Below are 24,197 nucleotides of genomic sequence, written 5' to 3'. Positions count from 1 at the left end.
TCACCCCCTCTGCGGAACGACTTGGAAGTACACGGCGGTCAGTACGAAGTTCGTCACGAACAGCAACATGAAGGTGATCACCACGGACTGGTTCACGGCGTCGCCGACGCCTTTCGGGCCGCCCTTCGCCGTCAGCCCCTTGTACGAGGCGACGATCGCCGAGATCGCGCCGAAGACCAGGGCCTTGAACTCGGCCGCCCACAGGTCGGAGATCTGCGCGAGGGAGGTGAAGGAGGCGAGGTACGCGCCGGGCGTGCCGTTCTGGAGCACGACGTTGAAGAAGTAGCCGCCGGCCACGCCGACGACCGAGACGAGACCGTTGAGGAGGACCGCCACCAGCATCGACGCCAGGACTCTGGGGACCACCAACCGGTGGATCGGGTCGATGCCCAGCACCTGCATCGCGTCGATCTCCTCGCGGATCTTGCGCGCCCCGAGATCGGCGCAGATCGCCGTGCCGCCCGCCCCCGCGATCAGCAGCGCGGTGACGATCGGAGACGCCTCGCGCAGCACGGCGAGCACGGAGGCGGCGCCCGAGAACGACTGGGCGCCGAGCTGGCGGGTGAGGCTGCCGATCTGGAGGGCGATGACCGCGCCGAACGGGATGGAGACCAGGGCGGTCGGCAGGATGGTCACGCTCGCGATGAACCAGGCCTGCTGGATGAACTCCCGCACCTGGAAAGGCCGCCGGGGGAGCGTGCGCAGCACGTCCAGGGCCATCGCGAAGAGGCTGCCGGACTGCCGCAGGGCGCCGATGGGGGAGAGGCTCACTGGGCGGTCGCCCCCTGCTCGTCCTTCTGCTGCCGCTCCTGCCGGCGCTCCGGCTGCCGCTGTTGCTCCCGCTGTTCCTGCCGCTCCTGCTCCCGCTGCTGCTCTCGGCGGGCGATCGCTTCCCAGCGGGGCGGGCGTTCGACGCCGGAGGTGGGCAGCAGCCGGGGCGTCATCAGCGTCTCCGCGGCGTCGTCGTCGATCTCGGCCAGCTCCTGCGCGACCTGCGCGGCGTCCTTCTCCTCCGCCATGCCGATCGGCCCCTGCATCCGGCCGCCCAAGAACTGCCGTACGACCGGTTCGTCGCTGGTCAGCAGCTTTTCGCGGGGCCCGAACATCACCAGCTCGCGGCGGAACAACAGCCCGATGTTGTCCGGGACCTGGCGGGCGGAGGCGATGTCGTGCGTGACGATCAGGAAGGTCGCGTCGATCTGGGCGTTGAGGTCGACGATCAGCTGGTTCAGGTACGCCACCCGCACCGGGTCGAGTCCCGAGTCCGGTTCGTCGAAGAGGATGATCTCCGGATCGAGGACCAGCGCCCGGGCCAGACCGGCCCGCTTGCGCATACCGCCGGATATCTCGCCGGGCAGCTTCTCCTCGGCGCCGATCAGCCCGACCATGTCCATCTTCTCGAGGACGATCCGCCGGACCTCGCTCTCCGGTTTGCGGGTGTGCTCCCGCAGCGGGAAGGCGATGTTGTCGTACAGGTTCATCGACCCGAACAGCGCGCCGTCCTGGAAGAGGACGCCGAAGAGCTTCCGCACCTCGTACAGGTCGTGCTCGCGGAGCGTGGTGATGTCCTGGCCCGCGATCACGATCGACCCCCGTTCGGGCTTCAGCAGCCCGACGAGCGTCTTGAGGAACACGGACTTGCCCGTGCCCGAGGGGCCGAGCATGACCGAGATCTCCCCGGCGGGCAGCGTCAGTGAGACGTCCTGCCAGATGACCTGGTGGCCGAAGGACTTCGTCAGTCCTTCCACGCAGATCTCGACACCCATCCGGTTCACCCTTCAGCCGTGGAGCAGCTCCGACACCTGCTCTACGGGGAGGGGCGGCCCGTCCGTCGCGACGAGTCGGAAATTTTTCTACGGGGCGGGAATCCGCGGTGACCGGACGTCGGGGAGTGACCGGGCGGTGACCTTCGAGAGCGCGGGGGAGCCGCCCCAGGTCATCGACCGCCGGCGGGCAGGCCGACGGAGGTGTCCCACGGATCCGGTACGTCCACCGGAAGCGCCGGCGGCTCCGCCACGGGCACCGGTGGCGCGGCGGGCGCGGAGGGCGTGTCCAGTGTGGTGACGTTCCCCGACGGCAGGGACGGTACGGAGGGGACGGCGACCTCCGGCACGTCCGGTACGCCCGGCATGCCCGGAACCTCGGGCACCTCGGGTACCGCCGGCACCTCCGGCAGCGCCGGGAGGGAGGGGATCGCCGGCTTCGGGAGCAGCGGGGGCGACGACGGGGCACCGCTCTGCGTGTCCGGCCCGGGGCGCCGCTCCGAGGTCGCCGAGGCGGTCGTGGAGGACAGCGGCGGGCGGGCTCCGTCGGCGGTGTGCACGCCGGTCACCCCGGACGTGACCGGCGAGGGCGAGGGCCCGCCCTGTGACCAGTCGTGGGCGTACGGCGCCACGAAGCCGGCCACGGCCAGCGTCGCCGCCGTCGAGGCCGCGGCCACCACGTGGGCGTTGCCCGCTCCGCGCGGGCGGCCGCGCCCACACAGCCACAGCAGCAGGGCCAGCGTGGCGGCCAGCGAGTTGCGCAGCGTACGCCGGGCCCGGGCCAGCAGGGACTCGACCGTGCGGTAGCTCAGGCCCATCTTGTGCGCGACCTGTCCGACGTCCAGGTCCTCCGACTTGAGCCACAGCGCTTCGGCCTGCCGGGCGGGCAGCTCGCCGCTGCGCCGGGCCAGCCACTTCGCCTCGGCCCGGTCGCACACCAGCTCGTCGACCGGGGCCGGGCCCGGCGGGAGCAGTGCGGCGGCCCGGCCGGGGTCGGCCTCGCGGCGGACCTGCCGGTGGCGGTCGACGCACAGCCGCATGGTCACCGTCGTCAGCCAGGCGCCGAGGCGCTCGTCGTCGAGGTGAGGCTGCTCGGCGGCCCGCAGCATCGCCTCGTGAACGGCGTCCTCGGCGTCCTCCGGGCTCATGGACCTGCGGCGGGCCACCCTGAGCAGGTGCTCGCGGTGGCTCCACGCCCGCTGCCACCGGTCATCGTCCGACCGTGCATGCATGTCCGTAGCCATGAGGGCCCCTTCGCGCTCACCCGCCGGCCCCTGACGCCCGCGGGGAGCGCGACATTACCGCTCGGTATCCGGAGTTGTGGAGGAGGTGGCGGCCATCGAGTCCGTACCGTTGCCGACGGGCCCACCAGGCAGGACGACCTCGACATCCGGAACCGGAAGGACGGGTTCCGAAGGTGCGCCGGGACGAGCCGGCGAGGCCGGTGCCGAGGGAGAGGGTGACGAGGGCGGGGCCGACGACGAGGAAGGCGCGGGGGCGGGCGCGGGCTTGCGCGACGGCGCGGGGGAGGGTGGGGCGCCGCGCCCGTCGTCGCCCCGACCGGCCGGGCGGGCCGGCGCCTTCGACAGCGAGGCTTCCGGCCGCACCGCTGCCGCCGCCGGATCCGGAACCACCCGGTGGCCCCCCAGGAAGTACGCGAACCAGGCCCGGACCGTACGCAGGTAGGCGGACGAGCGGTTGTACCCGAGGATCGCCCGCTCCAGGTCGTACGGGTCGGAGAGGTTTCGTCCGTCCGCACACAGGTAACGCCCCGCCGACAGCGCCGCGTCGTGGACGTTGCCGGGATGGGCGACGCCGTCCCCGTTGGCATCGGCGCCCCAGACCGCCCAGGTCGAGGGGATGAACTGCATGGGCCCCACGGCCCTGTCGTACACCACGTCCCCGTCGTACGCGCCGCCGTCCGTGTCCCTGATCAGCGCGAACCCGTTGCCGTCCAGGCGCGGTCCGAGGATGGGTGTCAGGGTCGTGCCGTCCGCGCCCACCCGGCCGCCGCGGGCGTGCCCCGACTCCACCTGGCCGATCGCCGCCAGCAGCTGCCAGCGCAGGCCGCAGGCGGGCGTGCTGTCCGCCAGCCTCTCCTCCGCCTTCCGGTAGGCCGCGAACACGGTGGCCGGCAGCGTGCCGCCGCCCGTCGCCGCGGCCGCGCCCCGCCGGGCCGATGCGCGTCCCTTCTCCGTCGCGTTCGCGCCCGGTGTCCGCAGCGGTGGCAGCTCCGTGTGGTACGGAGCATCGCCGGAGACGCTCGCCCCGGACGCGGCCGGGGCCTCCTCCCGGGCCGCCGGGGCCGAGGCCGACGCCGAGGCCCCCGGCGCCTGCGACGCGGTCAGCGCCGCCATCGCCGCCGCGGCGGCCACCGTTCCCCGGACCGCCTTGCCCCTGTGCGCTGCTTTCACGGCGTATTTCATGGTGTGCGCCCCTCCCTGTCGACCCGTGCGACCGTCCTGTCACCTCCTCTACGGGCCAGTAGCCCCCGTCCGTCGCACGCGGTCGCCGCGATTGCATACCGTGGGGGCATGCAGCGACTGAGAGTGGAGTTCACGACAGAGCCCTTCGATCTGGAGGAGGCCCCGGAGCACGCGGTGGTGGCCCGTGAGGTCATCGAGGCGGCCGATCTCGACGCCGTGGACGTGGGGCCGTTCGGCAACACCGCCGAAGGCGGCGCGGACGCGGTGCTCACCGCGGTCGGCGCACTGCTCCGCCGGGCTCTGGGCGCGGGTGCCACTCGGGTATCGCTGCAGGTCAACGTAATCGGCGAGACCGAGTCCGGGGCAGTCCCGGGGGCCGGGGAGGACGACAAGTGACCGAGCCGGGAGACCACCCCCTGGTCACCGCGGTGAAACCGCTGGTGGACGCGATGGGCGCGGAGATCCTGCGGCCCGAGGAGGCCGGGGCCGACGATGTCGTGCTCGCCTGGGAGGGCGAGGACGTCCTCGCCGTACGGCTTCCGCAGCTCGCCGACTCCCTGGAGCGCATCCTGGCCGCCATGGAGCGGCGCCATGGAATGCCGCTGTCCCAGCTGGACCGCAAGGTGAAGCAGTCCGTCGTGCGTACCCTGGAGGCGCGTGGGGCCTTCTCGGTGCGCCATGGCGTGGAGACGGTGGCGAGCGCGCTGGGTGTCAGCCGCTTCACCGTCTACAACTACTTGAACAGGGAGAAGGGTGCCTGATTAAGGACCCTATATCCACCGAGGTGAAAGCCCTGCGAGATGGAAACCCGCAGGTCAGGGCGGGTTCTGGTGCTGCGGGTTCTTGATGTGAAGCGATGTGGGGTCATGTGGACGCGTGGACGTGTTGTGGACTCCACGCGGACTCCACTACGAGACCACCCGCAGGCCGCCGCCGTCCAGCGCCGCACGCACGCTACTCACGGAGTTCGCGCTTGCATGCGTGTATAGCCAGGTGACTTTCGCGCCGCGCTCATGCCCCAAGATTTTCTGAGCGTCTGCCTCCGGAACGCCCAGGCTGTGCAGCCGGGACGCGAAGGCGTGCCGGATGTCGTGGAAGTGTGGCCAGCACTCAAGCCGCCCCGTCACCGGATTCTTCGTCCGGCGAGCAACGCCCGCTGCCTCCGCCGCAGGCACCCATAGCCGCCAGAAATTGCTCCGCCCCAGCACCCCGCCACGGCGGCCGCGGAAGACAAGTTCCTCAGCGTGCATGCCGCTCGTCGGAGCCGTTCGGGCAGCCGACGCCGGATGCTGCTCCAGGTGCGTCTTCAGGGCGTGTACCGCCCTCGCCGACAGGGGTACCGTCCGGCTCCCGGCGAGCGACTTCGGGTACGCCTTCCGTTGAGGGACACCGCGCACCTGGATGACCGTCTCCCGCACCTGCAGTGCGGCACCCTCCAGGTCAACGTTGCAGCGCCGCAGTCCGACCAGCTCGCCCCAGCGCAGCCCCGTCTCCTCGGCTACGACGAGCATCGCGTGGAAGTGCGACGGCATCTGCTCCCGGATCGCCGCAAGCTGGTCGTAGGTCGGCGGCATCAGGTCGTCCGGATGCCTCGGCCGGCCCTTCGGTAGCCGTACCCCGTCGCACGGGTTGTGCATGATGCGGCGGTCCCTCACTGCCGCCCCCATCATCCGGTCGAGCATCTGGAATGCCTTCTCGACGGTCGCTGGCCCGACCTTGGAGGCGAGCTGCGCAACCCAGGCTTCGACGTCCAGGTGTCCGATCGCGACGAGCGGCCAGTCCCCAAAATGCGGCTGCACGTGGCGCGTCCACACGCTGGTCGCCGTCTCCCGGGTGTTGTCGCCAATGCGCAGTGTCGCCCACCACTGAGGCTGCCACTGGGCAAGTGTCAGCTGGCCCCGGTCCAGGTCGACGAAGCTACCGCTGCGCACCTGGTCTCTCACCTTGTCTAGAAACGCTTCCGCCTTGCGGCGGGCCCCTTGGCCGGTGAACGTCTTCGCCCGCTGCCTGCCGGCTGGATCTCTGTACCGGGCCTGCCAGCCCCCGGTGCAGTCTTTCCGGGTGGGCTCCTCTCCTGGCCGGTACTTAGCTGTGCAGTGCTTGCATCCACAGGTCTTGACCCGGACCTGGCGCGGGTTGTTTCTGGCCTTAGCCGGCACGATGAACCTCCTGGCACTGAAGGGTGGTTCGCTGTGTGGGGATGCTGCATATCCCTGCGGGGATCACCACGTGGTCCCCGCACCAGCATGAAGCACCGGGCCCGTCTTGCGGGGCGCCGAGGAAGGCGAGTAGGGCTCTGATCTGCTGAAGGGCCTGGAAGTAGTCGAGGTTTCGCGCTATGACGATGGACACCTGGTCTCGGTCCCAGACAGGTGCCGCCGGATCGATGTCCCCCGCAACGACAGTTGCGCACATGGAGCCCCCATGAAGACACGGCTGACGAACGGACCGGCCGCAGGTGGAGGTACGGCGGAATCTCGACGTTACATCGGTCAACTACCGCGCGTGAAGGATGCCAGCGAGATTGGTGGCTGCAATGTGAAGGTGGTTAGGGTTGCCCTACCTACCCATATTTTCAGGAGCGTTGACGCTCAATCATCGCCTGCATCGTCGCCTCAAGCACAGACCGGTCAGACTCGTCCAACGCGCGGAGCATGTGCAGAAAGCGGCGTTCGGACTCGTCGTCCATGGCGGCGGGGACGTGGCGTCCGGCGGCTTCGAAGACTGTCGCTACCGGCAGGCCGGCGCCGTCGGCGAACTTGCGCAAGAGGGCCGGACTCGGTCCTCGGCTGCCCGTCCCGCGTTCGCCGCTCTTCCATGAGTGCAGGGTGGATGTGGAGATGCCGGAGCGGCGGGCGAGGGTGGACAGCGTCCAATCCTTCTCGTCCATCACGCGCTCGATGAGGGCAGCCAGGTCATCCACATGTAGAAGCATGGGTCATCATCCACATTCCCCACAAGTCGCTGCACCACACCTGACCTGCTTTGATTTCCGCATGTGGACGTCCGGCATATGCAGAATCCCTGGCAAAGCCCCCTAGTCACGTCTCGCATCCCTTGACATCTATCCACATTGAGCGTTGAATGTGGAAACAAGCCGCCGACCAGGCTTCCACATTCGGTCACGCGGCGCTACCTCTCGGCCACCAAAGGGGGCACCCACATGCACAGACGGGACAACGGTCAGCCCATTCGCGACGCGATGGCGACGGCCGGTCTGTCCATCGAGCGCCTCGCCGAGAAGACCAAGCAAGCCGACCCGGCCGGCTACGGCATAAAGCCCAGCACCATCGGCCACATGGTCTCCACCGGGCCCAGCGGGCGTGACCGGTTCGAAGACCGGTCATGCGATCTGGTCGCCCGGGCGCTCGAGGAGCCCATCGACAAGCTCTTCACTGACGCTACGGCGTGATTCTCATGCCTGCGCGTTCCACATCCATCGGATCTATTTCCACATTCACTGAAAGGAGGCGTCGTGGACCAGCGCATCACCCCCACACCGCTGATCACCAAGGCGGAGCTGAAGGAGTGGCTCAAGGTCAGCGACTTCTGGGTGCGCGACCGCCTGGAAAACGACCCGCAGTTCGTCGAGCAGTGCGTCGTCAATCTCGCTCCAGCAGGCAGCAGTCGTCGCACCATCCGCTACCACGTTGGCCGCACGGCCAAGTACCTCGGCATCCCCGCTGAAGCGGAGCCAGCCACCCCCATCGCCGCTTAGTCGGCTGTGCGGGCCGCCGCCGGGCTCTCACACACCGGCAGACGGCCCTCCTAGATCCACCCCTCTACACGCAACCAGACTGCGAGAGAGAAGAGGACCCAGTGTCCCGAGTATCCCATTCCCTGATCCCGTCCCTGGTGCCCGTGCCGGTGCCGGACGCTGTCGCCACCCGGACCGCGATGTGCCTGCCCATGGCCGTCATGCAGACGGTGGCCGACGCGGAGTTCGCGGCGTCGGACGCGGCTCGCTTCCACGCCCCGGTCGGTGCGGCGCTGCTGCGGCACGAGGACCAGGCCGACCGCGAGCAGGCCCTCTCCGAGCTGCACCGCGCGAACAAGACGCTCGCCGCCCACAACCCGGGCCTGATCGTAAAGGCGGTGGCGGCATGAGCGCCCGCGAGAGCGTAATCCAGGCTCTGATCAACGTCGGCTATGGCGAGCGGCAGGCGAGGGAGGTCCTCTCCCACGCGCTCGGTGAGGCACAGCAGCAGGGCTTCGAGGCGGGACGCCGCGCCGCCCGCGCCGAGGCGCTGGCTAACGCCGCCGATGAGCTTCGGGAGATGCAGCGGCAGGAGCCGGACCACAGGCACGCCGCTGGGCTCTACTCGGCGGAGCTCCGGATCCGCGACCTCGCCATGGCCGCCTCGCAGGGCAGCACCGCCGGGGACGAGCCGAAGGGCGGTGCGCGATGACTGCCGCCGACCTTTCCCGCCTGGACGTGCCGGCCGAGCGGGTGGCCGCGGAGGCGCTGCTGCGTGACGCGAGGGCTCACTCGCACTCGCCGTCCGACCGGATCGCCTACGCCCTCGACGTGTACCTCGTCACCCACCCCGACGCGCCCGTGTCGACCGAGTCCGGCGATCCGGAGTGGGACGCGTGGCTAGCCCACCGGATCGACGAGTGCAAGGCCACCCGATCCGCCGCCCGCAACGAGACCGCCGGAGGTACGACATGACCGACTACCCGGAGATCGCCGCCCGCTTCGAGCGGGAGACCGCCGGCCACCAGATGACCGTCCTCCACGACGAAGGGCTGTACCGGCACCTGCTCTTCAGGACCCCCGGCCACGGCTTCTACTGGTTCGAGATCATCACCACCCCGGGTCAGCTCGTGTTCTCCGGCGACGGTGAGAGCTACGTCTTCCGCCGCATGGACGACATGCTCCAGTTCTTCCGCACCGGCCTCCGGCGTGACGGCTCCATCGACATCAACCCGCAGTACTGGTCGGAGAAGCTGGCCAGCGACCGCGACAGCGTCACCAAGTACGACCGGGAGATCGTCGAGCGACTCGTCAAGGAGCGCGTCGTCGAAGGCATCCGTGAGGGCTGGGCGCCGCGCGGTATCGGCAAGGCCGTCCACGAGGACGTACTGGGCAGCGAGTACCTGGAGACCGAGGACGAGGCGCGACGCGTCCTGTACGAGTTCGAGTACGGCGCCAAGTACATGCCGAAGTGCACGTGCGGCAAGAGCGGCCCTCAGGTCGGCGCTACGTGGGAAGCGGCTCGCTGGCGGGACCAGCACCGCAAGGAGAACGGGACCCAGCACAAGGTCAGCATTGATCGCGTCGCTGGCTTCAACTTCGACGACGTCTCCGAGTGGGACCTCCGCGACTACGACTGGTGGTTCCTGTGGGCCTGCCACGCGGTCGTCGCGGGCATCCGCCGGTACGACAAGGTCCGTCGCTACGGCCTGCAGCAGCTCGCCACTCCGACTACCAAGGCGGCCGTCTCATGACGCCCCGCACGGACACGGTGGTGTCGGAGTTGCTGTCGGAGCTGCCGGTCATACCGGCCCCGGTCGGGGACCTACTGCTCCGCGCCCTGGACCTGGCCCCGCGCCGCGTGCCCGCCTGGATCACCGACCCCGACACCGTCGCGTCGATACTGGCCGGCTTCGTCGACATCCCCGACGACCTGTACGGGGACCCGCGGTGACCGCCGCCTGGACGGCCGTCGCCGCCGCAGCCGCCGCATCCATCGCGCTCCTCGCACTGGGGCGCCACCTCTCGAAACCCACTGGGGGAACCCGATGACCGGACCCGAGCACTACCGCAAGGCCGAGCGCCTCTTGCGGGACGAGTACCGCACTGACCGGAGCGTCGCTGAGGCGCAGGTCCACGCGACGCTCGCCCTCGCCGCAGCGACCCGTGACGCGGGCATCCCGCGCGGCATGGTCCTCGTCGAGCGGTGCGACATCGCCGAGTCGGCCCACGGTCGCCAGTGCATCAAGGCGGCTGCGCACACCGGCGGTTGCGACTTCGGCGACGGTGAGGTGCACCGTGGCTGACCGCCTCGCCCAGCTCGCCAGCCGGGAGGCGGTCGACGTGCCGCCCGCGGTGCGCGACACCAGCCACGGCGCCGACCAGGCCACCCAGCCGATCAACGTCCGGCCCCTCTGGGACGCGCCCGTCGCCGGCCCCGTCCGGCACACCTAACAGCTCGCCGGGCCGGCGGATGGCACCGGCCCCCGACCCGGCGCACCACCTCCTGGAGAGAACCATGCGCGTCATCCAGCACACCGTCCCGGTTCGCGACGTCAGCCAGCGGTACACCGTCGACGCCACCGAGCCCGTGCCTGGCCTCCTCGTCTACGAGATCCCGGACGTCGCCCACTGCTCCGGGCTAGGCCACGACCACTGGCGGGTCGCCCACCACTCCGGCCTCCTCATCGCTGCCTGCCAGGACGAGCACGACGCCGAGTTCATCGCGCAGACCATCGCCGACTTCACCGACTGGACCCGATCCGCCGACGAGCTCCGCGCCGACACCAGCCTCGACATCACCGATCTGTACGAGCGCATCACCTACGAGACACCCGGCATCTTCGTCAGCTCCAAAGACCCCCAAGCCGCCGCCTGACACCCACCCCACCCAGGCCCTCGACACCCGCCACACCGCCGAGGGCCCCACCCACCACACCCTTGAGGAGGGCACATGGACACCACCGAGCCCACCATCACCACCGAAACCGCCCGGCATGTGCTGTTCATGTTCGGCCACGACGGCGGCGCGCAGCCTGGTCGTTTCAGGCGCCATCTCATCTGCGCGATCGAGTGCGCGGACCTCGTGAACGCCTCGCAGCTCGTCGAGGTCTACCCGGAGCTTGTCGCCGCCGTCCGCCTCGCCAAGTACCACGACGACGGGATCGACCAGCTGAAGACCATCGCCCGCGGCGAGGTGGCCGCGTGACGACCGTCGAGACCCCGACCGGTGTGTTGCTGGGCAGCTACACGCCCGGGACGCCGGAGTGGGAGCAGGCCCGCGGCGGGCTGTGCATCACCGCCACCGAGATCGCCGCCGTCGTCGGCCTCTCACCGTGGCAGTCGCGCTTCAGCCTGTGGCACAAGAAGGCCGGCCTGCCCACCCCGCCGTTCGAGCCGTCGCCTGCCATGGAGTGGGGCAACCGCCTCGAAGAGGCCGTCGCCCAGAAGTGGCTCGACGGACACGACGGCTACGGCATCGAGGCCGCCGGCACCTGGCGGCACGCCGACCGGGACTGGCAGCGAGCCACCCCGGACCGTCTCGCCTACACGAGTCGCGGCAAGGTCGTCGAGCTGCTGGAGGTGAAGACGTCGCCGTTCGGCGACGACTGGGGCCCGTCCGGCAGCGACGAGATCCCCGTCTACTACCGGTGCCAGGTCCAGTGGCAGCTCGACACCCTCGGCCTGCAGGTGTGCCACGTCGCCGTCCTCATCGGCGGGTGGGACTACCGCGAGTACGTCATCGAGTACGACCCAAGCGACGCGAAGATCCTCCGCGACGCTGCCGAGCGGTTCCTCGACGACGTCCGCCAGGGCAACCGGCCCGACATCGACGGGGCCGACGCCACCTACCAGACCATCCGCGTCCAGCCCGCCGGCCGCGAAGACCGCGACGTCGAGATCCCCTTCGGCCTCGTCATCCGCTGGGACGACGCCTACGCAGCGCACCAGCAGGCCGCGACCGAGCTCACCAAGGTCCGCGGCGAAGTCCTCGACTGGATCGGCGACGGCTACCGCGCCGTCTGCGAAGGCCGCCGCATCGCCTACCGAACCGTCAACCCCGACGGCACCACCCTCGCCCTCCAGCCCTACAGGAGCACCAGCTGATGGCCAACCACCACCTGCGGCCCGCGACCATCCGCGAGTGGGAGGCCGCCATCGACGCCGCCGACCTTCTCGTCGGGCCCTCCTTCGGATTCCAGTCGGTCACCGGCGACTGGGAGGCAGCCGTACACGTCGCCACCGGAGACAACCTCACCGACGACGTCCGACAGGAACTCATCGAAGAGCTCCGCAAGGCCGTCAGCGAAACCGTTAACCGCGTCCTCCGCACCCGCACCGCCCGCGTCACCTACTCCACCGCACAGCCCCAGGAGAACCGATGAGCCAGATCGGCAACGTCATAGCGACCCGCGACACCTCGCCCGGCGCCGTCATCGAGCAGTACCGCGACAGCTTCGCCCTCGTCATGCCCAGCCACCTCCAGGCCCGCGTCGGCGCCTGGGTCCGCACCACCCAAGGCATGCTCCGCCGCGACCCCAAGCTCATGGAAGCCGCACAGAACGACGTCGGCCAGTTCCTCGCCGTCCTCATGGACGCCGCCCGGCTCGGCCTCGAACCCGGCACCGAGCAGTACTACCTCGTCCCCCGCTGGAACAAGAGCAAGCGGTGCACCGAGGTCACCGGCGTCCGCGGCTACCAGGGCGAGATTGAGCTCATGTACCGGGCCGGCGCCGTGTCCTCCGTCATCGTCGAAGTCGTCCGCACCCGAGACACGTTCACGTACAAGCCCGGCGTCGACGAGCGGCCCCAGCACGACATCGACTGGGACCTCGAAGACCGCGGCGAGCTCCGCCTCGCCTACGCCTACGCCGTCATGAAGGACGGGGCCACCTCCAAGGTCGTCGTCCTCAACAAGGGCCACATCGCCAAGGCGAGGGCCAAGTCCGACAGTGCCGACAAGTCCTGGTCCCCGTGGAACACGGACGAGGAAGCGATGTGGATGAAGACGGCCGCCCACCGGCTCACGAAGTGGGTGCCGACGTCGGCCGAGTACATGCGCGAGCAGCTGCGTGCCGCGAAGGAAGTCGCCGCCGAAGCCCCTGAGCAGCTGGCCACCATCCCCGCCCCGTCGCCCGGCTCCACCGACGGCGACTACGACGACCCGATCGAGGGCGAGCTCGTCGACTAGCAGAACCCGGCCGCCCGCGCGGGAATCGCGGGCGGCCCACCCCTCCACAGTCCCACAGCGAGAGGACACCGTCATGACCCGCTCCCTCACCCCGGCCGAGCGTCTCGCCGCGGCCGAGAAGGACCTGCTGCTCGAAGACCTCGCCGACCAGTCCGAATGGGACCGCTTCCTCGTCGAGCAGGCCGTCTTCCACTTCGGCACCCGCCACGACGAATGGTCCGCGAACGACCTGCGCGACGTGCTGCCCCCGCTGGCGCACGGCTTCCTCGGCGCCGTCATCAACAGCCTCCGCACCGCCGGCGTCATCGAGCACACCGGCCGGGTCGTCCCCTCCACCCTCGCCTCCACCCACGGCCACCGCATCTCCGTCTGGCGCATGAGCGTCAAGGGCCTCGTCATAGCCGAGCAGCGGCAAGCCGCCAGGCGGGAGACAGCCGCGTGATTCCCCTCCTCGGCGCGTTCGCCTGGGGTGTCGGGGTCTGGCTCACAGTCGCGATCTACGTGAGCGCCCTCCGCCCCCACCGGCCCGAGACCGAACGCATCCCCGCCGCACCCGACAACCAGCCCGGCACCGACACCGACGCCCTGCAGACCTGCCAGCACATCGCCCGCATCCCCGCCCAGACCCGGAAGGAGACCGGACAGTGACCCGCAAGCCCCCTCCCCAGCATGGAGAGCGCCGCTGCTACATCGCCGGCTGCCGCCGCCCCGAATGTGCCGCCGCCAATGCCGCCTACTGCAAGCAGTACCGCGTCACCCGCTACCGCACCGGGCCGAAACGAGTCGACGCCGGGCCCTACGCCGACCGAGTCCGCCGCTACGCCGACCTCGGCTGGAGCCGCCGTCAAATCGCCGAGCAAGCCGGCATCAGCGAGACCACCATCGTCGACCTCCTCAGCGGACACGCCAAGCGTCTCAACCCTGACAGCGCGGCCGCGATCCGCACCCTCCCCGCCGAGCCCACCGATGTACCCGGCCGTGCCTACTTCGACGCGACCGGCACCATCCGCCGCGGCCGAGCCCTCTATCGCATCGGGCACCGAGTCGTCGACATGGCCGCCGAGCTTGGACTGCACGCCGACTCCCTCAGCCTGATCCTCCACCGCGACAGCGGCCTAGTGCTCGCATCAACCGCCCACGCCATGGACGCCCTGTACAAGCGGCTCCGCTGGACCCCAGGCAAGTTCCTCGCCAACCGCACCCGCGCCACCAAGCGCGACTGGCACGGGCCGTTCGCCTGGACCGCAGACACGATCGACGACCCCTCCGCGAAGCCGGACGTCGACGAGCCGTACCGCCCGATGGCCGCAAACGGCCGCGACTCACTTCGCCTTCCCGAAGTGCGGCACCTCCTGGCGCTCGGGGAGTCGGAGGCGTCGATCGCCCGGCAGATGGGCGGCAGCGAGAAGTACATCCGCGACCTGATCTCCAAGGACCGCAACCGAAGGCCGGCGGCCGCCGCGTGACCGCCCGCCGCCGGCCCCGCGCCACACCCCGCTAGCAACGCCGCCCCGCCTGACCCTGCTCCTGAGAGAAGAGATCCCGATGGGCTACAAGCTCCGCCGCCAACTGCGCGAGGCGCTCGGTCCGGGCATCGCCGGTCTTCAGCGTGCGGTCGCCCTGGAGATCGCAGACGACGCCAGCGACGTCACCCGGGAGAGCGCGGTGACTCTTGAGGAACTGGTCCGCTGGACCGCCGCCAAGGACACCGACGTCGTCCGTAATGCCCTCAAGCGCTTGGCTCTGGCCGGCTGGGAACTTCGTGTCCCGATCGGCAAGGGGAAGGACGGCCGGACTCTCTACGCAGTGCCGGGGAGACGGATGACGTTCCGGATCCCCGACTTCGAAGGGGTAGCTACAGCTACCCCTGAGGAGGAGCAGGGGCTACCCCATGGGGGAGCAGGGGCTACCCCTCAACCCCCCGAAGGGGTAGCCGGGGCTTCTTCAGAAGGAGCCGGGGCTCACTCTGAAGGAGCCGGGGCTACCCCCTCTTCCTTCTCCCCTTCTCCCCTCAAGCAAGAAGAGGCGCCGAAGCGGCCGGACGGAGCCGACGAATACGGCATCCCTGACGTCGCCCGCCCGCTCGTCGACGCACTCAGCCAGTCCAGAATCCGCGTCCGCTGGCCCTTCAAGGGCGACGGCTGGTTCCCCGTCATCGCGCTCATCACCAAGTGCGGCATCCCCGCGATGGTCGACCACGCCACCCGCGCTGTCGCCCGCAACCCGCAGATCGACTCCGCCCGCTACTTCATGCGCGGCTGGGGCGAACTGCCGCCAAAGCCGGCCGATGGCACCCCGCATCACCTCGCGCGCCCCCACCTCCGCGCCGTAGGCCAGACACCCGAAGAGCGAGGAATCTTCTAAATGACCATCGACCTCGAACCGCCCGCCGACTACGAACCCGGCCTCTTCGAGCGAACCCCGCCCCACGACCTCGTCGCCGAGATGAGCGCCCTGCGCGCCTGCTTCTTCGACCGCGACGTATGCAAGGCCGTCGTCACCAACCTCGACCCGGCCGACATGTACAAGCCCGCCCACGAGACGATCCTCAACGGCATCACCGAGATGTACGCCCTCGGGCAGACCATCGACCCCATCACCCTCGGCAAGTTCCTCAGCGAGAGGGGAGACCTTCAGCGGGCCGGTGGCGCTACGTACCTGTTCGAGATCACGTCACGCACCATGCCGATCTCCCACCCCGACCATGCGCTCGACTACGTCGAAATCATCCAAGGGCACGCTCGCCGCCGCGAACTTATCAAGCACCACGCCGCCGGTCTCCAGGACGCCTACGGCATGAACGGCCCCACCGGCGAGCTGCTGGAGCGCACCATCGCTGCCGCCCGCGACATCCGCGACCGCGGACAGACCGGCAACGACCTGCCCGTCGAAGACATCCTCGACTTCGTCCAGCACGAAGACACCTACGACTGGGTCGTGCCCGGTCTCCTCGAGCGGCAGGACCGGCTGATCCTCACCGCCTCTGAAGGCGGCGGCAAGAGCACGCTGCTGCGGCAGATGTCCGTCACCCTCGCCGCTGGTATCCACCCGTTCAAGACCTGGGAGCTCATCGATCCGGTCCGCGTCCTCACTCTCGACTGCGAGAACAGCGCCGCCTCCAGCCGCCGCAAGTTCCGGCCCTTGCTGGCTGCCGCCGACGGTCTCGAGCAGTCCGTTCGCCGCGGCATGTTCCACATCGAGTGCCGCCCCCAGGGTCTCGACCTCACCCGCTCCAAAGACCGGGCCTGGATGATGCGGCGCGTCGAGAGGATCAACCCCGACGTGCTGATCATCGGCCCCGTCTACCGCCTCCACGCCGGCAACCCGAACGACGAAGAGCTCGCCCGCAAGGTGTCCGTCGTCATCGACGACGCCCGCGCCACCGCCGGGTGTGCCGTCCTCATGGAGGCCCACGCCCCCCACGGCAACGGCCTCGGCCCCCGATCCCTCCGGCCGCTCGGCTCCAGCCTGTGGATGCGCTGGCCCGAGTTCGGATTCGGTCTCCGCCCCGTCGAGGACGAGAAGTCCGCCCAGAACACCGAAGGCGCCCGCGGCCGGCGCGTCGTCCCCTGGCGCGGCATGCGCGACGAACGCGACTGGCCGCACTTCATCAAGCAGGGCGAGAAGTGGCCGTGGATCTCCTACAAGCCCATCGATGCCGACCAGTTCACGGGCTACTCGCCGACAGGAGCGATCTGGTGACCGATCACAACCCCCTCTACGCCGACGCCTGCGAGAGCTGCCCTACCTACGACGTCTTCCCGGAGTCCGCACTTCGCGACGGCGCCGACGGGATCATCGCCGGCTACCGCTGCCCGAACTGCCGGCACGTCTGGACGTGCGGCTGGCAGATCGTGCCCGGTCGCGCCATACCGCCCGAGCCGGCCGCCAACTCGCCGATCTTCGACAAGCACGTGACTGCCCGCATTCACGAGCAGGCCGCCATCGCCCGAGCCCGCAAGTACCTCAGCAAGGAGAACCCGTGACCACCACCACCGACATCGCCCGCAACCATGGCTACACCGGTCCGATCGTGTGCGAGGACTGCGGCGCTACCGAAAGCTTGCACTTCGGCAGCTGGTTCGACCCCGAGACCCACGAGTCCGGCGACTTCCTCCAGTGCTGCGCCTGCGGCATCAAGGCCGGCGACCCGTTCTACATCCACGACGGCTGCGAGTCCACGGCCGACGAGATCGAAGAAGACGACCCCGATGAGGGCCCGACGGTCCGCGTCTTCCACTGCGAGGACGGCTGGACGATGGGCGACTCTCCGATGCCCGAAGCGTGCACCACCAACCACCAGCGGCAGCAGGACGGCCGCCCCGCCTGCACCGCGATCGCTGTGTGGAGGGTCGTGGTGGACCACGGCCTGCACCTCTCCATCGGGTTCTACTGCGACGCCGACCTACCCGACGAACACCGGCACCTCGCCGCATGACCTGCCGCTGCGGCCACCAGTGGACCGTCAGCCGCCACACCCCCGCCTACCCCGCCCTCCGCAACCCCGCCGCCTGACCGCCGCCAAGACCCGCCCAAGGAGACTCTGATGGTCGCTGCCATGCAGTTGGACCTCGCCGCCATAACCGCCCCAGCCGTCGGCCTCTTCGAGACCGAACTCGATGCCGCAAACGCAGTCCTCGCCGACTGGGGCCACTACCTCGGAATCAACACCCGCCCCTTCGGCGCCCAGGCATGGCGACTCGACGTTGCAGGCGAACCCATCTCCATCGCTGTCAGCGCCTCGACCGTCAGTAGCACCGTTGCCGGATATGGCCGCGGCCAGGTAGTCGAGCTGGCCCGCCTCTGCACCCGACCCGACAGCAGGTGGGCAACCCGCGTGATGCTGCGCCTGTGGCGCGAGATCGGGGCACCTGCCTGGCCGTACTGGCCCGCCGTGGCAGCGGTCGCCTACTCCGACAACGCCCGGCACCCCGGCAACATCTACCGCTTCGACGGCTGGACCCGCATCACCGAGACGGCCGGCTCCAGCGGAGGCGGCACCTGGAGCACCCGCCGAGACGCGGAACACCCGGCCAGGGGGGCGAAGTCTCTGTGGCTTTGGGAGTACCCCACCACTGCCCAACTGGACCACCCGATCCGCGACGCCGCCGCCTGACCACCCCGTGACGCACGACGGCCCGTCCCGAGGTCCAGTCGGGGCGGGCCGCCACCCCAAGCCAAGCACACCAAGGAGAAGACCGTGAACGTCCTCATGCGCGTCACATACACCTACGTGGCCACCGACACGTCCGTGAGGACCGTGTCGTGTACGCGGCTTGCCGATCCGGACGCGGTCATCCGGGCGGCCGCGGAGGCTCGCCGGAAGCGCGACTGGATCTGGATCATCGACCACGAGCAAGGCGTCCGTCACGCCTTCCCCGCCGACCGCCTCGTCGACGTCGTCACGGAGCCCCAGCCATGACCGCTCCGTGGGATGCCGGCCCGTGCGACTGGCCCGACGACGCCGAGCTCGACCGGCAACTCGCCGCAGCAGACGCCGACGAACGGGCCTTCCTCGACCTCCACGGGCCGACCGCCGAGGACCGCACCATCCCCGTCGACCACGGCCGCAGCTACGCCCGCCGCCACATACCCGACCACCGCCCCGTCGACGACGTCCTGGAGACGCTGTGAGCCGTCGTGACGCTCCAACCCTCGCCCAGCTACTCAACCTCGCCGACAGGGCCGAGGACGGGCGCCTGAGCCCTGCCGAGGCTGCACGGCTCCGGGAGGGGCTGCGACACCTGGCCCGCGGCCCGCGCCGCCCCTACAGGCGAGACCTGCGCACCCAGCACGGCAAGCAGATCGCCGCACTCGCCCGCATCATCGCCGCCGCCCGCACCCGAGGAGCCAAGACCGTGCCCGTGTGGGTCCTCGCCCAAGTCCTCGCCGAACCCGTCCAGCCGAAGGAGCCCGCCGCATGACCGACTGGCCCAAGTCCAAGCGCAACCGGCGGGGGCGGCCGGTCCTCACGCCGGAGCAGCAGGAGCTCGCCGACGACATCCACGTCCGGGCCCTCGCGATCCGTGCCGCCAGCGACGGCGAACTGTCCATCGCCGACGCCGTGCACCTGGCCGCCGTCCAACTCGGCCTCGAAGCACCCCAAACCATGACAGAACCTGGAGGCGAGTCGTGACCGGAGATTCCCACCCCACCGAACAGGCCCCAGGAACGCCCCTGAAGGCCCCTCAGAGCCCCGAACCCCCCATCGCGGGCACAGATCGGCGACCCGGGGGGCCGAACGGGCCGCAGACGGGCGCTGAGAGCCGCGACACCCTCCGGGACCAGATCGCCGAGGCGCTTGCCGGGCGCGCCGGCTCCAAAGCGTTCCTCGCCGAAGGCACCGAATGGGACCACGCCCGCGCCGCCTGGTACGCCCACGCCGACGCCGCACTGCGCGTCCTCGGCACCGAGGTGGAGCAACTCCGGGCCGACCTCGACTGGACGAGGGAAGCCCTCCTCCAGGCCCAGGCCGAAGCCACGAGCGAGGCCACCCGCGCCGACCACGCCGAAGCCGCCGTCGAGCGCGTGCGCGCAGCCCTCGACGACCTGTGCGACGAGCCTCACCCCAGCCACGACCACGTCTGCCCCGACGACGTCCGCCGCCACGTCCTCGCCGCCCTCGAGGCGCCCGAGCCGCCCGTCGAACCGCCGGTCCACATCGGCGGCAGGGCGAACGCCGAGGACTGCCCCGCATGCCGCGCAGCAGACGTACCGCCGCCCTACCCGTGGATCTGTCCCGGACCCCAGCCGACCGCCACCCCCAACCCGCAGGAGCAGCCGTGAGCGCCTATCAACTCGACGTACCTGAGCTATACGCCCACCTGGACTACAAGCGGACCCAGGCAGGCCGTTCGTGGCGTGACGTCGCAGCCGAACTCGGCTTGTCCCGTAGCACCTTCAGTCGCCTTGCCGACGGTCACCGGCCGGACGCCGACGCCCTCGTGACCCTCATCGCCTGGCTCGACATCGATCTCGCCTACGTCACCAAACCCAAGGAACAGCAGTGACCGACCAGCCCGACGACGGCCGCACCTGGTGCCCGTACTGCAACGGCCGCTTCCGACCCCACACCCACGCCCAGCCCTCCGCCTGACCGCACGCCCGCACCGCCCGATCGGAGAACGCCGTGACCGAGCACTGCATCACCGAGCACAAGGACCCCGTTCCGCTCCGACAGTGGGAGATCGAAGCCGGATTGCAAATCTGCCAGCCCTGCGTCAACCAGATCAGGCATTGGCTGAACCAGATCCCCGCCGCCCTCATCGTCCTCCGCGAAGGGTCCATGCAGCGCGAACGCACCGGCAGTGCAGGCCGCGTCACCTGCAAGAACACATCCGCGCCCATCCCGCCACGCGAGGAGGTCCTGAACTTCCTCGGCCCCGCCGCCACCCTCGACATCCGAGACCCGAACGGCGACCAGGAAGGCCGGCGCCCCCTGATTGGTGTCCTCGGCGACTGGTGCCGCGTCATCCTCGAGGAGCACCCGCGCCGTCACTCCCGAGACTTCAAGCGCCCGGCGGCGTGGACCGAGGCGGCGCTCGCCGCATGGCTGGTCCGCCGAACCTCGTGGGCCGCCACCCAGGGCTGGGCCGGCGAGATGCACGCCGAACTGAAGTCCATGGCCATGTTCATCCACGGCATCGCCCGCGTGAAGGAACGCACCAGGCCGATCAGCCGGCCCTGCCCGCGATGCTCCAGCCTCTGCCTCACGAAGACCGACCACGATCTGTACAACCGGTGCAGCGAATGCGGCGGATGCTGGACCGACAATGAGCTCAACGACGATGCATCGAGAAGGTCTGCGGCGTAGAGGAAATGCCAGAAACGGTTGGCCGAATTTGGGAAAATGGGTTCCCCGGACCCGCGGTCACCGTGTCCGGGGTGGCCGACTGGATGGGAGTCGATATGGCTAAGGGTAACTGCAGCATCTGCGGCAAGCCAGCAACTGGTGCTAGAGGGTGGTGCAAAGCGCACTATCACCGGTGGGCTAAGTACGGAAGCCCGACACATGTGCCCACCCCTCCCACGCTTGAAGAGCGATTCTGGGGAAGGGTAAAGAAGACTGAGAGCTGCTGGCTTTGGACTGCACATCTCACTGCAGCGGGGTACGGACAGATCTCGGTAGACGGCAACGTGCGACTTGCGCATCGTGTGGCCTATCAACTTCTGAAGGGTGAGATACCGGGCGACCTTTGTCTGGATCATCTGTGCCGTGTCCGTAGTTGCGTGAATCCAGACCACCTTGAGCCGGTGACTCTGCGAGAGAACACGAGGCGGGGATTCCCTGGGGCGCCCCAAAAGGCCCGCACGCACTGTCCGCGTGGTCACGAATACGACGCCGACAACACGCGTGTCAACAGGCGGGGTCAGAGATCCTGCAAAGCGTGCGAACCCATCCACGCGGCGAAGTATCGGGAGAAGATCAGACAGAGGCGGTCATCGTCGAATTAGCGTCCAAGCGCCCCGCCCGGTGAGACCGGCGCGGGGCGCTTTTCGCGTGCCTGGGGTCAGTGCGGCAGTGTCGCTGCATGCGGGTTGTTAGCCGGTGGACTCTTCCACGTAGGGCGGTAGCGGAATGGTGTACGAGAGTGCGTAACGGTCAGCGGCCACGACGATGTCGCATGTCTCCACTGGCCGCTCCTCGACGTAGTAGGTGCGTGTGATGACGAACACGGGCACGCCAGGAGCTACTTCCAGCTGGTCAACCTCGTGCGGGCGCGCAGCGCGCGCCACGACGTCTTCGGTGACGTGGGTGACGTGAACACCGATGTAGTCGAACCGAGGCACGACGCCGGTTACAGGACCGCCTTCTGGATGCTCGATGGGTGTGCCCCGAGTCAGCGCAAGCGGTTCGTAAGACGTGGATAGCTTGATCGGCTTTCCGTCCGCGAAGAATGTGTAGGTCGTGCGCATGACGTCGTCACCAGGCTCGATGCCGAGGCGTTCGGCAACGGCCCTCGTTGCCGCTGTTGCCCTGCTGCTGTAGTCCCACTCGGCCTGCTGGCCTGCGCGGGAGGCGGCAGCCTGGACGGGTGAGCCCTTCGGGCGCGTGCCGTAGAGATCGCCAGCGATGCGCCGGGTCGGGGGAGTCTGCGCGCGGACGAAGGTTCCGGTCCCTTGCTTCTTGGTGACTAGCCCTTCGTTCTGCAGAACGTCGACCGCCATGCGGACGACGATGCGCGACACCCCATAGTGAGTCATCAGCTCGGCTTCGGACGGGATCTGGTCGCCGGCCTGCAGCACCCCATCAGTGATCTGCGCGCGCAGGTCGCTAGCGACCTGTTCGTAGGCGTTCTTCCCGTGCCGCGGAGCCATCATTCCCCTTCGTTGACTACTTGATGGGACCAGTAGACCACTCTCCTGACCTGCGGTCTAGGAAAGCTACGGCGCGTTACCCGTCGACTCCCTTGCGCGGTGGTCCTAGTCGTTATAACGTCTTCCTTGTTCGCAGCGTTCGCAGAGCCTGCAGGCTCTCTGGTGCTGCAACGAGTAAGGCCCTACCGGGGTGATCGCGGTGCTACCAACACCGCGCCCGGAAGGGCCGCGCATCGCGAATCTTGGAGGAAACCGATGCACCACAACCTTACCGCGAGGGTGGGTGAATCCGCTCCCGCCCGACCTCTCAAGGTGAAGGACGTCGCCGCCGCGCTCGGCATCAACGTCCAAACCGTCTACCTCGCCATCCGCCAAGGCGACATCGCGGCGTACCGGGTCGGCTCTGGGCGCGGCACCATCCGCATCAGCCGTGCCGCCTTCGAGCAGTACGTGGCCGACCGCGGCATCCCCGCGAGCGACCTGGCGGTGGCGTCATGACCACGCCCAACTGCCTCACCGCCCGTATGGTGCCTGCCTTGATCAACGGTCGGCGGATCCTGATCGAGTGCCCAGCGTGGTGCACAGAGGACCACGTCGCGGTCAACGAGCGGCACCTGGAGGACGTACAGCACTGCGGAGCGTTCACCGACCTGGTCGTGCCCGGTGGCGAGCCGTCGCTGCGGCTCCTCGGCCACGCCCGCCTGGGGCTCGACTCGTTCGCCCCGCGGTCCAAGCCGCAGACGGTCGTCGCTTTCGATGACGGGTCGGAAGTCTTCGACCTGTCGCCGACGGAGGCGATTCGGTTCGCCGACGACCTGGAGGCGTTCGCCGCCAAGGTGCGCGAGCTGGCCGCCGTCGCCAGCAAGGCGGTGGCGTGATGACTGAGCGCACCCCGTCTTCGTCTCGCCGTCTGGTCGCGGCCGGTATCAAGCGCGGCTCAGGCGCCCTGGTTGTCGAGCCGGTCGTGTACCCGCCGCTCCCGCCGGCCGGTACGCCTGCCCGCCGCCGCGCGATCTCGCAGCGGGGGTGGTGACGATGTCGCCGTCCGAGCTGACCGACGCTGACGTCGCCGCGCAGGAAGCGATGCGTCGCGCCGCCGAGGCCGCCGCTGCCGCTGAAGCCGCACGCCAGGCCGCTGCCCAGCAGGCGCAGCGCTAGCACCCCCATACCGCCGCCCCCGGTGTCCATCCCCCGCCAAGCCGGGGGCGGCCCTTCTCTCCATCTCATCCGCTTGACCAACGGAAGGCACAGCCATGTCTCAGACCACCCAGCCCGACAGCGTGACGTACTACTGGCTCGCCACGATCCTCACCGACAGCGGCAGGCAGATCACCACCAGCGCCACGGTTCCGGCCGTCCCCGGTGTCCACACCCGGATGTCGACCGTCAACACGATCATGCAGCACCTGAAGGAGCTGTACGGCAACTTCACGGTCCTGTTCCTGGACCTGGCGCCGAACGAGCTCAGCGCTACGCCCCACCCCGCCGCCCCGACCGCCTGACCCCACCCCAACCCGGACTGACCACCCGAAGGAGCACCGTCATGCCCAAGTTCGCCCCCGTCGTCGACCTGGCGGCCCGCCGCCGTTCCACGACCATCGAGGACGCCCTCGCTTCGATTCACGCCGGCGCCATCGCCGACTACCTGTCCGCCGCCCTGTCCGGCGACACCGCAGCGATGCGGGAGGTTGTCGAGCGGGCCGAGCGGATCGACGCCCGGCACCCCGGATCGCTCAGCCTCACCGAGCAGCTCTACGCCCTCTCCACCCACGCCGCCGCCTGATGGGCGCGAGCACGCCTGA

The 24,197-nt window shown here is 69.4% G+C and carries 44 protein-coding genes; 37 read left to right on the top strand and 7 right to left on the bottom strand.

Features of this window, described 5'->3' with window-relative positions; genetic code table 11:
* The 4 genes from ACIA79_RS03635 to ACIA79_RS03620 form a co-directional block, all read right to left on the bottom strand.
* On the bottom strand, positions 1-771 hold the full coding sequence (locus ACIA79_RS03635) for an MlaE family ABC transporter permease (protein WP_399426489.1): 771 nt from the start codon (positions 769-771) through the stop codon (positions 1-3).
* Complete coding sequence (locus tag ACIA79_RS03630) at positions 768-1,766, bottom strand: ABC transporter ATP-binding protein (protein WP_399426488.1); 999 nt, start codon at positions 1,764-1,766, stop codon at positions 768-770. Before ACIA79_RS03630 ends, ACIA79_RS03635 begins: the two co-directional genes overlap by 4 nt.
* Positions 1,767-1,936: 170 nt before the next feature.
* Positions 1,937-3,007, bottom strand: a complete 1,071-nt coding sequence (locus tag ACIA79_RS03625) for a sigma-70 family RNA polymerase sigma factor (RefSeq protein ID WP_399426487.1) — start codon at positions 3,005-3,007, stop codon at positions 1,937-1,939.
* A gap of 54 nt (positions 3,008-3,061) precedes the next feature.
* Positions 3,062-4,177, bottom strand: a complete 1,116-nt coding sequence (locus ACIA79_RS03620) for a lytic transglycosylase domain-containing protein (RefSeq protein ID WP_399426486.1) — start codon at positions 4,175-4,177, stop codon at positions 3,062-3,064.
* Between the two features lie 120 nt (positions 4,178-4,297).
* Between ACIA79_RS03620 and ACIA79_RS03615 the strand changes: the two genes are divergently transcribed.
* Both ACIA79_RS03615 and ACIA79_RS03610 read left to right on the top strand, forming a co-directional pair.
* Entirely contained in the window at positions 4,298-4,585 is a 288-nt protein-coding gene (locus tag ACIA79_RS03615) for a hypothetical protein (protein ID WP_399426485.1), read from the top strand.
* Positions 4,582-4,950 carry a helix-turn-helix domain-containing protein gene (locus ACIA79_RS03610; protein WP_399426484.1) on the top strand — a complete coding sequence of 123 codons (369 nt, stop codon included), beginning with the start codon at positions 4,582-4,584 and terminating at the stop codon, positions 4,948-4,950. The genes ACIA79_RS03615 and ACIA79_RS03610 overlap by 4 nt, the downstream gene beginning before the upstream one ends.
* A 147-nt stretch (positions 4,951-5,097) precedes the next feature.
* Here the strand turns inward: ACIA79_RS03610 and ACIA79_RS03605 are convergent, their stop codons facing one another.
* Together ACIA79_RS03605 and ACIA79_RS03600 are read right to left on the bottom strand one after the other, a co-directional pair.
* Positions 5,098-6,120 carry a tyrosine-type recombinase/integrase gene (locus ACIA79_RS03605; protein WP_399426483.1) on the bottom strand — a complete coding sequence of 341 codons (1,023 nt, stop codon included), beginning with the start codon at positions 6,118-6,120 and terminating at the stop codon, positions 5,098-5,100.
* 644 nt (positions 6,121-6,764) lie between these two features.
* A complete protein-coding gene (locus ACIA79_RS03600) occupies positions 6,765-7,112 on the bottom strand; it encodes a helix-turn-helix domain-containing protein (protein ID WP_399426482.1) in 348 nt (115 codons plus the stop codon).
* A 240-nt stretch (positions 7,113-7,352) separates the two neighbouring features.
* Between ACIA79_RS03600 and ACIA79_RS03595 the strand changes: the two genes are divergently transcribed.
* The 30 genes from ACIA79_RS03595 (at position 7,353) to ACIA79_RS03450 (ending at position 21,531) form a co-directional block, all read left to right on the top strand.
* Positions 7,353-7,601 (top strand): helix-turn-helix domain-containing protein, encoded by a 249-nt coding sequence (locus tag ACIA79_RS03595; RefSeq protein ID WP_399426481.1) that lies wholly within the window; start codon positions 7,353-7,355, stop codon positions 7,599-7,601.
* Between the two features lie 63 nt (positions 7,602-7,664).
* On the top strand, positions 7,665-7,907 hold the full coding sequence (locus ACIA79_RS03590; RefSeq protein WP_399426480.1) for a hypothetical protein: 243 nt from the start codon (positions 7,665-7,667) through the stop codon (positions 7,905-7,907).
* Between the two features lie 179 nt (positions 7,908-8,086).
* Entirely contained in the window at positions 8,087-8,296 is a 210-nt protein-coding gene (locus ACIA79_RS03585; RefSeq protein ID WP_399426742.1) for a hypothetical protein, read from the top strand.
* The gene (locus tag ACIA79_RS03580; RefSeq protein ID WP_399426479.1) at positions 8,293-8,598 is read left to right on the top strand and encodes a hypothetical protein; all 306 of its coding nucleotides are present in this window, start codon (positions 8,293-8,295) and stop codon (positions 8,596-8,598) included. The genes ACIA79_RS03585 and ACIA79_RS03580 overlap by 4 nt, the downstream gene beginning before the upstream one ends.
* Positions 8,595-8,861: a hypothetical protein gene (locus ACIA79_RS03575; RefSeq protein ID WP_399426478.1), complete on the top strand. Its 267-nt coding sequence runs from the start codon at positions 8,595-8,597 to the stop codon at positions 8,859-8,861. The genes ACIA79_RS03580 and ACIA79_RS03575 overlap by 4 nt, the downstream gene beginning before the upstream one ends.
* Positions 8,858-9,640: a hypothetical protein gene (locus tag ACIA79_RS03570; protein WP_399426477.1), complete on the top strand. Its 783-nt coding sequence runs from the start codon at positions 8,858-8,860 to the stop codon at positions 9,638-9,640. Before ACIA79_RS03575 ends, ACIA79_RS03570 begins: the two co-directional genes overlap by 4 nt.
* A complete protein-coding gene (locus ACIA79_RS03565; RefSeq protein ID WP_399426476.1) occupies positions 9,637-9,840 on the top strand; it encodes a hypothetical protein in 204 nt (67 codons plus the stop codon). The genes ACIA79_RS03570 and ACIA79_RS03565 overlap by 4 nt, the downstream gene beginning before the upstream one ends.
* A gap of 94 nt (positions 9,841-9,934) precedes the next feature.
* Positions 9,935-10,192: a hypothetical protein gene (locus ACIA79_RS03560; RefSeq protein ID WP_399426475.1), complete on the top strand. Its 258-nt coding sequence runs from the start codon at positions 9,935-9,937 to the stop codon at positions 10,190-10,192.
* On the top strand, positions 10,185-10,340 hold the full coding sequence (locus ACIA79_RS03555) for a hypothetical protein (RefSeq protein WP_399426474.1): 156 nt from the start codon (positions 10,185-10,187) through the stop codon (positions 10,338-10,340). Before ACIA79_RS03560 ends, ACIA79_RS03555 begins: the two co-directional genes overlap by 8 nt.
* Before the next feature lie 64 nt (positions 10,341-10,404).
* Positions 10,405-10,764 (top strand): hypothetical protein, encoded by a 360-nt coding sequence (locus tag ACIA79_RS03550; protein WP_399426473.1) that lies wholly within the window; start codon positions 10,405-10,407, stop codon positions 10,762-10,764.
* Between the two features lie 75 nt (positions 10,765-10,839).
* A complete protein-coding gene (locus tag ACIA79_RS03545; protein WP_399426472.1) occupies positions 10,840-11,094 on the top strand; it encodes a hypothetical protein in 255 nt (84 codons plus the stop codon).
* The gene (locus tag ACIA79_RS03540; RefSeq protein ID WP_399426471.1) at positions 11,091-11,993 is read left to right on the top strand and encodes a YqaJ viral recombinase family protein; all 903 of its coding nucleotides are present in this window, start codon (positions 11,091-11,093) and stop codon (positions 11,991-11,993) included. Before ACIA79_RS03545 ends, ACIA79_RS03540 begins: the two co-directional genes overlap by 4 nt.
* A complete protein-coding gene (locus ACIA79_RS03535) occupies positions 11,993-12,271 on the top strand; it encodes a hypothetical protein (RefSeq protein ID WP_399426470.1) in 279 nt (92 codons plus the stop codon). Before ACIA79_RS03540 ends, ACIA79_RS03535 begins: the two co-directional genes overlap by 1 nt.
* Positions 12,268-13,077 carry a recombinase RecT gene (locus ACIA79_RS03530; protein ID WP_399426469.1) on the top strand — a complete coding sequence of 270 codons (810 nt, stop codon included), beginning with the start codon at positions 12,268-12,270 and terminating at the stop codon, positions 13,075-13,077. Before ACIA79_RS03535 ends, ACIA79_RS03530 begins: the two co-directional genes overlap by 4 nt.
* 73 nt (positions 13,078-13,150) lie before the next feature.
* On the top strand, positions 13,151-13,519 hold the full coding sequence (locus ACIA79_RS03525; RefSeq protein WP_399426468.1) for a hypothetical protein: 369 nt from the start codon (positions 13,151-13,153) through the stop codon (positions 13,517-13,519).
* The gene (locus ACIA79_RS03520; protein WP_399426467.1) at positions 13,516-13,725 is read left to right on the top strand and encodes a hypothetical protein; all 210 of its coding nucleotides are present in this window, start codon (positions 13,516-13,518) and stop codon (positions 13,723-13,725) included. Before ACIA79_RS03525 ends, ACIA79_RS03520 begins: the two co-directional genes overlap by 4 nt.
* The gene (locus ACIA79_RS03515) at positions 13,722-14,543 is read left to right on the top strand and encodes a multiprotein-bridging factor 1 family protein (protein ID WP_399426466.1); all 822 of its coding nucleotides are present in this window, start codon (positions 13,722-13,724) and stop codon (positions 14,541-14,543) included. Before ACIA79_RS03520 ends, ACIA79_RS03515 begins: the two co-directional genes overlap by 4 nt.
* Positions 14,544-14,622: 79 nt before the next feature.
* The gene (locus ACIA79_RS03510) at positions 14,623-15,441 is read left to right on the top strand and encodes a hypothetical protein (protein ID WP_399426465.1); all 819 of its coding nucleotides are present in this window, start codon (positions 14,623-14,625) and stop codon (positions 15,439-15,441) included.
* Entirely contained in the window at positions 15,442-16,779 is a 1,338-nt protein-coding gene (locus ACIA79_RS03505; RefSeq protein WP_399426464.1) for an AAA family ATPase, read from the top strand.
* Entirely contained in the window at positions 16,776-17,063 is a 288-nt protein-coding gene (locus ACIA79_RS03500; RefSeq protein WP_399426463.1) for a hypothetical protein, read from the top strand. Before ACIA79_RS03505 ends, ACIA79_RS03500 begins: the two co-directional genes overlap by 4 nt.
* The gene (locus ACIA79_RS03495) at positions 17,060-17,515 is read left to right on the top strand and encodes a hypothetical protein (protein ID WP_399426462.1); all 456 of its coding nucleotides are present in this window, start codon (positions 17,060-17,062) and stop codon (positions 17,513-17,515) included. The genes ACIA79_RS03500 and ACIA79_RS03495 overlap by 4 nt, the downstream gene beginning before the upstream one ends.
* Positions 17,516-17,623: 108 nt before the next feature.
* Positions 17,624-18,193, top strand: coding sequence for a hypothetical protein (locus tag ACIA79_RS03490; protein ID WP_399426461.1), 570 nt, complete (start codon positions 17,624-17,626; stop codon positions 18,191-18,193).
* Between the two features lie 84 nt (positions 18,194-18,277).
* Positions 18,278-18,499, top strand: a complete 222-nt coding sequence (locus ACIA79_RS03485; protein WP_399426460.1) for a hypothetical protein — start codon at positions 18,278-18,280, stop codon at positions 18,497-18,499.
* Positions 18,496-18,711, top strand: coding sequence for a hypothetical protein (locus tag ACIA79_RS03480; RefSeq protein WP_399426459.1), 216 nt, complete (start codon positions 18,496-18,498; stop codon positions 18,709-18,711). The genes ACIA79_RS03485 and ACIA79_RS03480 overlap by 4 nt, the downstream gene beginning before the upstream one ends.
* Entirely contained in the window at positions 18,708-19,001 is a 294-nt protein-coding gene (locus ACIA79_RS03475; RefSeq protein WP_399426458.1) for a hypothetical protein, read from the top strand. Before ACIA79_RS03480 ends, ACIA79_RS03475 begins: the two co-directional genes overlap by 4 nt.
* Complete coding sequence (locus ACIA79_RS03470; protein WP_399426457.1) at positions 18,998-19,213, top strand: hypothetical protein; 216 nt, start codon at positions 18,998-19,000, stop codon at positions 19,211-19,213. The genes ACIA79_RS03475 and ACIA79_RS03470 overlap by 4 nt, the downstream gene beginning before the upstream one ends.
* Complete coding sequence (locus ACIA79_RS03465) at positions 19,210-19,863, top strand: hypothetical protein (RefSeq protein ID WP_399426456.1); 654 nt, start codon at positions 19,210-19,212, stop codon at positions 19,861-19,863. The genes ACIA79_RS03470 and ACIA79_RS03465 overlap by 4 nt, the downstream gene beginning before the upstream one ends.
* Positions 19,860-20,087, top strand: coding sequence for a helix-turn-helix domain-containing protein (locus tag ACIA79_RS03460; protein WP_399426455.1), 228 nt, complete (start codon positions 19,860-19,862; stop codon positions 20,085-20,087). The genes ACIA79_RS03465 and ACIA79_RS03460 overlap by 4 nt, the downstream gene beginning before the upstream one ends.
* Positions 20,088-20,206: 119 nt before the next feature.
* On the top strand, positions 20,207-20,890 hold the full coding sequence (locus tag ACIA79_RS03455) for a hypothetical protein (RefSeq protein WP_399426454.1): 684 nt from the start codon (positions 20,207-20,209) through the stop codon (positions 20,888-20,890).
* A gap of 5 nt (positions 20,891-20,895) precedes the next feature.
* Positions 20,896-21,531: an HNH endonuclease signature motif containing protein gene (locus tag ACIA79_RS03450; protein ID WP_399426453.1), complete on the top strand. Its 636-nt coding sequence runs from the start codon at positions 20,896-20,898 to the stop codon at positions 21,529-21,531.
* Positions 21,532-21,618: 87 nt separating this feature from the next.
* On the opposite strand, the gene ACIA79_RS03445 is transcribed toward ACIA79_RS03450, so the two are convergent.
* The gene (locus tag ACIA79_RS03445; protein WP_399426452.1) at positions 21,619-22,398 is read right to left on the bottom strand and encodes a GntR family transcriptional regulator; all 780 of its coding nucleotides are present in this window, start codon (positions 22,396-22,398) and stop codon (positions 21,619-21,621) included.
* Positions 22,399-22,650: 252 nt separating this feature from the next.
* Between ACIA79_RS03445 and ACIA79_RS03440 the strand changes: the two genes are divergently transcribed.
* The 5 genes from ACIA79_RS03440 (at position 22,651) to ACIA79_RS03420 (ending at position 24,178) form a co-directional block, all read left to right on the top strand.
* The gene (locus ACIA79_RS03440) at positions 22,651-22,893 is read left to right on the top strand and encodes a helix-turn-helix domain-containing protein (RefSeq protein WP_399426451.1); all 243 of its coding nucleotides are present in this window, start codon (positions 22,651-22,653) and stop codon (positions 22,891-22,893) included.
* Between the two features lie 38 nt (positions 22,894-22,931).
* On the top strand, positions 22,932-23,273 hold the full coding sequence (locus ACIA79_RS03435) for a DUF6907 domain-containing protein (protein ID WP_399426450.1): 342 nt from the start codon (positions 22,932-22,934) through the stop codon (positions 23,271-23,273).
* Positions 23,274-23,430: 157 nt separating this feature from the next.
* A complete protein-coding gene (locus ACIA79_RS03430; RefSeq protein WP_399426449.1) occupies positions 23,431-23,553 on the top strand; it encodes a hypothetical protein in 123 nt (40 codons plus the stop codon).
* Between the two features lie 95 nt (positions 23,554-23,648).
* Positions 23,649-23,897, top strand: coding sequence for a hypothetical protein (locus ACIA79_RS03425; protein ID WP_399426448.1), 249 nt, complete (start codon positions 23,649-23,651; stop codon positions 23,895-23,897).
* 41 nt (positions 23,898-23,938) lie between these two features.
* Positions 23,939-24,178, top strand: coding sequence for a hypothetical protein (locus tag ACIA79_RS03420; protein WP_399426447.1), 240 nt, complete (start codon positions 23,939-23,941; stop codon positions 24,176-24,178).
* Positions 24,179-24,197: the final 19 nt, after the last annotated feature.

The sequence above is a fragment of the Streptomyces sp. NPDC051310 genome (genome assembly GCF_044455245.1).
Lineage (GTDB): Bacteria > Actinomycetota > Actinomycetes > Streptomycetales > Streptomycetaceae > Streptomyces.
This window is presented reverse-complemented; position numbering and strand designations above follow the sequence as displayed.

Coding starts and splice junctions, on each gene's coding strand:
- ACIA79_RS03525 (WP_399426468.1), top strand. CDS start 13,151: ATGACCCGCTCCCTCACCCCGGCCGAGCGTCTCGCCGCGGCCGAGAAG.
- ACIA79_RS03630 (WP_399426488.1), bottom strand. CDS start 1,766: ATGGGTGTCGAGATCTGCGTGGAAGGACTGACGAAGTCCTTCGGCCAC.
- ACIA79_RS03615 (WP_399426485.1), top strand. CDS start 4,298: ATGCAGCGACTGAGAGTGGAGTTCACGACAGAGCCCTTCGATCTGGAG.
- ACIA79_RS03420 (WP_399426447.1), top strand. CDS start 23,939: ATGCCCAAGTTCGCCCCCGTCGTCGACCTGGCGGCCCGCCGCCGTTCC.
- ACIA79_RS03625 (WP_399426487.1), bottom strand. CDS start 3,007: ATGGCTACGGACATGCATGCACGGTCGGACGATGACCGGTGGCAGCGG.
- ACIA79_RS03430 (WP_399426449.1), top strand. CDS start 23,431: ATGTCGCCGTCCGAGCTGACCGACGCTGACGTCGCCGCGCAGGAAGCG.
- ACIA79_RS03575 (WP_399426478.1), top strand. CDS start 8,595: ATGACTGCCGCCGACCTTTCCCGCCTGGACGTGCCGGCCGAGCGGGTG.
- ACIA79_RS03530 (WP_399426469.1), top strand. CDS start 12,268: ATGAGCCAGATCGGCAACGTCATAGCGACCCGCGACACCTCGCCCGGC.
- ACIA79_RS03505 (WP_399426464.1), top strand. CDS start 15,442: ATGACCATCGACCTCGAACCGCCCGCCGACTACGAACCCGGCCTCTTC.
- ACIA79_RS03565 (WP_399426476.1), top strand. CDS start 9,637: ATGACGCCCCGCACGGACACGGTGGTGTCGGAGTTGCTGTCGGAGCTG.
- ACIA79_RS03490 (WP_399426461.1), top strand. CDS start 17,624: ATGGTCGCTGCCATGCAGTTGGACCTCGCCGCCATAACCGCCCCAGCC.
- ACIA79_RS03510 (WP_399426465.1), top strand. CDS start 14,623: ATGGGCTACAAGCTCCGCCGCCAACTGCGCGAGGCGCTCGGTCCGGGC.
- ACIA79_RS03550 (WP_399426473.1), top strand. CDS start 10,405: ATGCGCGTCATCCAGCACACCGTCCCGGTTCGCGACGTCAGCCAGCGG.
- ACIA79_RS03450 (WP_399426453.1), top strand. CDS start 20,896: ATGCCAGAAACGGTTGGCCGAATTTGGGAAAATGGGTTCCCCGGACCC.
- ACIA79_RS03470 (WP_399426457.1), top strand. CDS start 18,998: ATGACCGACTGGCCCAAGTCCAAGCGCAACCGGCGGGGGCGGCCGGTC.
- ACIA79_RS03585 (WP_399426742.1), top strand. CDS start 8,087: ATGTGCCTGCCCATGGCCGTCATGCAGACGGTGGCCGACGCGGAGTTC.
- ACIA79_RS03445 (WP_399426452.1), bottom strand. CDS start 22,398: ATGATGGCTCCGCGGCACGGGAAGAACGCCTACGAACAGGTCGCTAGC.
- ACIA79_RS03440 (WP_399426451.1), top strand. CDS start 22,651: ATGCACCACAACCTTACCGCGAGGGTGGGTGAATCCGCTCCCGCCCGA.
- ACIA79_RS03425 (WP_399426448.1), top strand. CDS start 23,649: ATGTCTCAGACCACCCAGCCCGACAGCGTGACGTACTACTGGCTCGCC.
- ACIA79_RS03480 (WP_399426459.1), top strand. CDS start 18,496: ATGACCGCTCCGTGGGATGCCGGCCCGTGCGACTGGCCCGACGACGCC.
- ACIA79_RS03595 (WP_399426481.1), top strand. CDS start 7,353: ATGCACAGACGGGACAACGGTCAGCCCATTCGCGACGCGATGGCGACG.
- ACIA79_RS03535 (WP_399426470.1), top strand. CDS start 11,993: ATGGCCAACCACCACCTGCGGCCCGCGACCATCCGCGAGTGGGAGGCC.
- ACIA79_RS03545 (WP_399426472.1), top strand. CDS start 10,840: ATGGACACCACCGAGCCCACCATCACCACCGAAACCGCCCGGCATGTG.
- ACIA79_RS03570 (WP_399426477.1), top strand. CDS start 8,858: ATGACCGACTACCCGGAGATCGCCGCCCGCTTCGAGCGGGAGACCGCC.
- ACIA79_RS03580 (WP_399426479.1), top strand. CDS start 8,293: ATGAGCGCCCGCGAGAGCGTAATCCAGGCTCTGATCAACGTCGGCTAT.
- ACIA79_RS03560 (WP_399426475.1), top strand. CDS start 9,935: ATGACCGGACCCGAGCACTACCGCAAGGCCGAGCGCCTCTTGCGGGAC.